Annotated in this window: 2 protein-coding genes; both read left to right on the top strand. The window is 54.8% G+C overall.

The window, feature by feature from the left end:
- A partial coding sequence (locus tag M2298_RS18985) for a non-ribosomal peptide synthetase (protein ID WP_280648901.1) occupies positions 1-2,172 on the top strand: 2,172 nt, incomplete at its 5' end.
- Positions 2,165-6,808: a type I polyketide synthase gene (locus tag M2298_RS18980; protein WP_280648900.1), complete on the top strand. Its 4,644-nt coding sequence runs from the start codon at positions 2,165-2,167 to the stop codon at positions 6,806-6,808. The genes M2298_RS18985 and M2298_RS18980, both read left to right, overlap by 8 nt.
- Positions 6,809-6,810 lie beyond the last annotated feature (2 nt).

Genomic DNA, 6,810 nt, shown 5'->3' with positions numbered 1-6,810 from the left:
TTGCGCATTCGCGGGCTGGACGTGCAACGCCAGGACATTCACAGCGGCATCGCCAAGTTTGACCTGATGCTGCAAGCGTGGGAAGAGCAAGGGCAGATGGGGTTTGCGCTGGAGTACGCGACGGCGTTGTTTGCCGCCTCCACGGTGGAGCGCATGGGCAAGCATTATACGCAAATCCTTCAAGAAATTTTGCAGGCTTCTGAGCAGCCGATTAAAGAAATTCGCTTGATTTCTACGGAGGAAGAACAACTGCTGCGGGACGGCTTCAACCAGACGCAAGTGGATGAGGACTGGAGCCGCAGCGTGGTGGCGCTCATCGAAGAGCAGGTGAGCAAGCGCGGCGACGAGCAAGCAGTGATATGCGAAGGGGAGAGACTGACTTATCGCGAGCTGAACGAACGTGCGAATCAAGTAGCGCGGTTCTTGCTTGAGCAAGGCTGCGAGAAAAACGAGATCGTCGGCATCATGGCGGAACGCTCCTTGGCGATGATCATCGGGCTGCTGGCGATTGAAAAGGCAGGCGCGGCCTACTTGCCGATCGACCCCGCCACGCCGGCCGAACGGATTCAGTATTTGCTCGAAGACAGCGGAATGCGCATCGTCCTCAGTCAAACCGGATTGGTCGATCAAGCCGTTTTTGCGGATGTCGCCGTCTACGATTTGGAAGACGAAGCGCAGTACGCCAGCTATGAACGCACCAACCCCGGTGTACCGCTTTTGCCGGATGACCTGGCCTATGTGCTCTACACATCCGGCTCCACAGGCCAGCCAAAAGGAGTCATGCTGACACATGGCGGCATGTCCAATCGCTTGTGCTGGATGGCGGCGCATTACGGCATGGACGAAAACGAGGTCGTGCTGCAAAAGACGACCTATACGTTTGACGTTTCGGTATGGGAGCTATTTTTGCCGCTCATGATCGGAGGGGTACTCTGCTTCGCCGAGCCAGGCGGAGAAAAAGACCCCGAGTATCTGTATCGTCTCATCGACGAACAAAAAGTGACAACGCTGCACTTTGTACCGTCCATGCTGGCAGCGTTTCTCCACACCTTGCCGGACAACGCGGATGAAGCTTCCGAAGCTTCCTTTTCCTGCCTCAAGCGCTGCATTTGCAGCGGCGAAGAGCTAAGCATCGAAGTGAAGGACCGCTTCTTCCGAAAAATGCCGGGAGTAGAGCTGCACAACTTGTACGGCCCTACCGAGGCGTCGATTGACGTGACGTTCTATGAAGTGCGGGCAGAAGATCGGCTAATTCCGATCGGCAAGCCAGTAGCGAACACCCGACTGTACATCGTCACCGAAGAAGGCGGCTTGGCGCCGATTGGCGTGCCGGGAGAGCTGTGCATCGCTGGCATCCAGCTGGCAAAAGGCTATCTCAACCGCCCGGAGCTGACCGCAGAAAAGTTCAGGGAACTGCCGCTGCTCCCCGGAGAACGGCTGTACTTCACGGGCGACCTGGCCCGTTGGCTGGAAGACGGAAACATTGCTTACTTGGGTAGAAAAGACACCCAAATCAAGCTGCGCGGTTTCCGGATTGAACTGGGGGAGATCGAATCGGCGATCCAGTCCTATACAGACAAGATCGAGACGGTTGCCGTGGTCAGCCAGGGAACACAAGCGGAGAGCAAAATGCTTTGCGCGTATTACAGCGCGACAGAACAGATCGATTCAGGCCAGCTACAGGCGTATTTGCAGCGGCACTTGCCTGTTTACATGGTTCCGCTGCACTATCAGCAGCTCCCTGCGCTTCCGCATACGTCCAGTGGAAAAATCGACAGAAAGGCGCTTTCCCGCATGCCATTGAACGTGGAAAAGGAAAGAGCCGTTCTGCCCAAAACCGAGCAGGAAAAACAACTGTCGCTGATCTGGAAAGAAGTGCTGCAAATCGAAAAGGTCGGCATACGTGACGACTTTTTCCAGCTCGGAGGAAACTCGCTCAGCGTCATCCACTTGCACAAGCGCTTGACGGAGCAGCTCGATCCAACTATTTCGATCGCCAATCTGTACCGATATCGCACCATCGAATCTTTCCTGGCTTACACGAGTCAGAAGGCGCACGCAGGCAAGTCGCAAACGATGACAGTGCCGGAACGCAAAGAGCGATTGCTGCAAGGCAATGCCAAACGATCACAGCGACTATCAAAAAGAAAAGGGACAAATAGCGATGAGTAAACAAGTAAACGGACTTGAGATTGCCATTATCGGCATGTCGGGAAGATTTCCGGGAGCGCTGGACATCGCAGGCTTTTGGCGCAATCTGGTCAATGGCACAGAAGCGATCGCGTTTTTCTCCCGGGAAGAACTGGAAAAGAGCGGCATTGACCCGGAGCTACTCGCCCATCCAGACTACGTTCCGGCAAAAGGCTACCTGGAGAACAGCGAATATTTCGACGCCTCCTTTTTCAACTATTCACCGCTTGAAGCAGAGGTCATGGACCCGCAGGTGCGCATTTTTCACGAATGCGTTTGGGAAGCGATTGAAGATGCGGGTTATTGCACTGACACGTACTCTGGTTTGATCGGTCTGTACGCGGGAGCTGCCAGCAGTCTTTACTGGCAGTCCCTCGCTTTTTTGTCAGAGAGCGCCCAACTGCTCGGTCCGTTTTCGGCCAACCAGCTCGCAAACAAAGATTTTATGTCGATGCAGATTGCCCATCGGCTGAATTTGAAAGGGCCGAGCATGACCGTCAACACGGCATGCTCGACATCGCTTGTCGCGGTCCATCTTGCCGCGCAGGCATTGCTGAACGGCGAGTGCGACCTTGCTCTGGCTGGGGGTGTCAGCATCTCCTTGCCGTTGAAGTCCGGCTACCAGTATCAGGAGGGCATGATCCTGTCGCCGGACGGGCACTGCAAGCCGTTTGACGCAGATAGTCAAGGCTCCGTGCCAGGCAATGGGGCAGGGGTTGTCGTCTTGAAGCGCTATGAAGAAGCAATCGCGGACGGGGATCACATTTATGCGGTCATCAAAGGTTCCGCGATCAACAACGACGGAGATCGAAAAAGCGCCTACACGGCTCCAAGCGTGGAAGGGCAAGTCGAGGTGATTCAGACGGCCCAGCAATTGGCCGAGGTAGATTTTGCCGACATTCACTTTGTCGAGACGCACGGCACAGGAACCGTACTCGGCGATCCGATTGAGCTGGAAGCATTGCGCACGGCTTTTGCCAGCGAGGAAGGCACGTGCCTGATCGGCTCGGTCAAGTCCAATATCGGCCACCTCGACGCAGCGGCAGGAGTTGCAGGGCTCATCAAGGCAACGCTCAGTTTGCAGCATAAGTTACTGCCGCCGACTTTGCACTTTCAAAAGCTGAATCCGAAAATTGACTTGTCTGACTCGCCCTTTGAGATCAATGCCAGGCTGTTCGATTTGACTGCCATCCAAGACACATTGCGGGCCGGAGTAAGCTCTTTCGGGATCGGCGGTACAAACGCCCATGTCATCCTGGAGGAAGCGCCGCCGCTGCCTAAGTCCGCGAAGGGCAGAGACTCGCAGCTTATCCTGCTTTCGGCGAAAAGTGAAACCGCCCTGGACCAGTCCAGCCTGAATCTGCTCGACTATATCCGTAAAAACCCGGATGTTTCCTTGGCAGATTTGGCGTTTACTCTCCAGGTTGGAAGAAAGGCTTTCGAGCACAGGCGCTTTGTCGTTGCCAGCCATACGGATGAATTGACTGAGGTTTTGCAGTCCGTTGGAAACGAAACAGGAAAGCGCTCGCGGAAGCTGTTTACAAGCGTTGTCGAGCAGGCCGACAAGAAAATCGTCTTCATGTTTCCGGGGCTGGGCAATCAATACGTGGAGATGGGCCTCGGGCTGTACCGATCTGAGCCACTATTCCGCAAAGAGCTGGATCACTGCTTTGCGATACTCGACCGTTACTTGGATGTGCCAAGCAAGGAGTGGTTCTTTCCACAAACGGATCGCGAGCAGGCCATGCAAAAAATCAGGCAGATCGACATCAGCCAGTTAGTGGTCTTCATTTTCGAGTACGCTCTCGGCAAGTATCTGATAGAGCTAGACGTCAAGCCTGATTATATGATCGGCTACAGCTTCGGGGAATTTGCGGCCGCCTGCCTGGCAGGGGTGTTTGCGCTAGAGGACGCCATTCGCGTGATTATCCGAAGAGGCCAGCTCATCAAGCAGACCGAAGAGGGAGCGATGCTGAGCGTCCCGCTGACAGAAGCAGAGCTTTTGCCATTGCTTCCGGAAACGCTCTCCTTGTGCATCGTCAACGGGCCGTCTTGTGTCGTCGGAGGAACGAGAGCAGCGGTGGAGCAGTTTGAGGAACAACTGAAGTCCCAAAAACAGCTAGGCATTCGCCTGGATACTGCCCATGCGCTGCACTCGGCTTTAATGGAGCCGATCAGACAGGCGTTCGAGGAGGAAATGCGGCAGATTCAGCTTCATCCCCCTCATATCTCGTTTATTTCCAATATGACCGGGGAGTGGATCACGGCTGAACAGGCAACAGACCCTGGCTACTGGGCGAGACAGCTGACGGACCCGATCCGCTTTGCTCGCGGTCTGCAACACATTTTGCAAGAAGACGCGCTAACTTTTGTCGAAGTGGGACCAGACCGGAATCTGAGTGCTCTGCTGCGTTATTTTGTTCAACGCGACTCGGCCCATACGATTCTCAATATCATCCGAAATCCGCAGGAAAAAGTAGACGACCTGTATTACTTGTACACCCGTCTGGGCCAACTGTGGGGAGCAGGCCATACTGTCGACTGGACGAAGCTGTACCAGTCCGAGAAGCGAAACAGACTTTCCTTGCCGACTTATCCGTTTGAGCGTGACTATCATTGGCTGGACGGCAATCCGTTTCACATGCTGCACGACAAGCAAGCATCTGCGAAAAAGAACTTGCAAAAGAAGCCGCAGATCGAGGATTGGTTTTATGCCCCTCTTTGGCAGCAAAAAGTGTTGCCGCTTGCCGCTCAGCCGCCAGCTCACCAAACGTATCTCGTCTTCGCCAATCGGGACTCGCTTTGCGACGAGCTGATTCGCCAGCTGTCGTCTGCCGGACAAGTTCCCATCGTCGTCTACAGCGGTGCGGAATTTGCCGCGAGCAGTCAGGGATATGTGGTAAATCCGGCTTCTTCCGCGGATTACGAAAATCTTTTTGCCAGCATGCAAGAGCAAAAGCTGCGAATCGACCATGTGCTGCATTTGTGGAGCGCCGGACAAAAGCCGAGCGCCCCTCTGGATGTGTTTGCCTTGCACAAGACGCAGCAAACAGGCTTTTACAGCGTCATGCATACAGCGCGAGGCTTGCAGCGCCTGGACAGGCACAGAGTCGTCCGCATGGCAGTCGTGACGAATGAAGCCGTGGCTGTGACCGGACAGGAGACGCTGTTTCCCGAGCACTCGCCGCTGATTGGGTTAGGGCACGTCATTCCCCAAGAGATGCACAACATCCGCCAGCTGACCGTTGATATTTCGTCCGCCGAGCTCGAAGCCGGGGAAGCTGCCAAACAGATGGCCAAGATGCTGCTGGAAGAGCTTGCGCACGAGTTGGCAGATCGGTTGGTCGCGTACCGTCATTTCCAGCGCTGGGTTCCAAGTTATCAGCCTGTCAAGGTGACAGAGCCGAAGACAGAGCCTTTTCGCCAAAACGGCGTTTATGTAATTACCGGGGGCGCAGGCATGATCGGCTGGATGATCGGCAGCTATTTGGCCAAGCATTATCAGGCGACGATTGCCATCATTCAACGATCATTCCCGGTGAAGCAGGAATGGGCAGCATGGCTTGCCGAGCACGGAGAAAAGGACGAGCGAAGCATGCGCATCCGCGAAATGCTCGACGCAGAGCAAGCGGGAGCCACTATCGAGGTTTACCGGGCGCAAGTCGACGACTATTTGCAGATGTCCAATGCGATAGCCGAGATCGAAGCCGCTCACGGGACGATCCATGGCGTCTTCCATTGCGCAGCGAACATGGGAGATCACTTTTTCCATGCGATTGACCAGCTGGACGAGGGGCTTTGCCAGGCGATTTTTCAGCCGAAAATGGACGGGGTGCTCGTCCTCGATCAAGTATTGGAGCAAAAATCACTTGATTTTTGTCTGCTTATGTCCTCGACAGCGGCTGTGCTGGGCGGGTATGGCTTTGCTGCGTATGCGGCGGCGAATGTGTTCATGGATGCCTATACGATCAAGCGAAACAGACAGCGCAGCGTGAAATGGAAAACGATTGACTGGGAAGCATGGCGGAGCCGTGAGAAAGCGGAAGCGAGGTATCAGTCTTCGATCGGCGATCTGGCCATGACGCCGGAAGAAGGGATCGAAGCTCTCCGCAGAGTATTATCAATGGATCGCTTGCACCATCTTGTGCATTCCCCCGGTGATTTGGAAGCGCGGCTGGATCAGTGGATACGGTTCCTGGAGCAGCCCGCAGGAAAAGCCAATGCTGTCGCCATGCCGAAAAGCGCTCGCCAAAAACGGAAAAGCACTTCCGCGATGGTCGACTATGAAAAGCCGTCCAATCACGTCGAACAAAGAATCGCAGAAATTTGGGAGACGTTTTTGGGGATTGAGGAGATCAGCACCAACGACAACTTTTTTGAGTTGGGTGCCACCTCTTTGACATTGATTCGCATCAAATCGCTTCTGGAAGAAGAGTTCCACAAGCCGATCCCGATTGTCGACCTGTTTGCCAATCCGACCATTGCCAGCTTGGCGAAAAGCATCCAGGCAGGTGAAACCGGAACAGGCGATGAAGGCGAGGCAACAAGGCTGAAAGAGCGGGAAGTCGCCGGAAGGGAGCTTTTGGCCAGACAAGCAGAGCTGAGAAAGAGAGAGTGAGA

The sequence above is a fragment of the Brevibacillus sp. 1238 genome (assembly GCF_029892995.1).
GTDB lineage: Bacteria > Bacillota > Bacilli > Brevibacillales > Brevibacillaceae > Brevibacillus > Brevibacillus parabrevis.
This window is presented reverse-complemented; position numbering and strand designations above follow the sequence as displayed.

What these genes read in the sequence shown, in the direction of transcription:
- M2298_RS18980 (WP_280648900.1), top strand. Translation starts at nt 2,165, where the DNA reads ATGAGTAAACAAGTAAACGGACTTGAGATTGCCATTATCGGCATGTCG.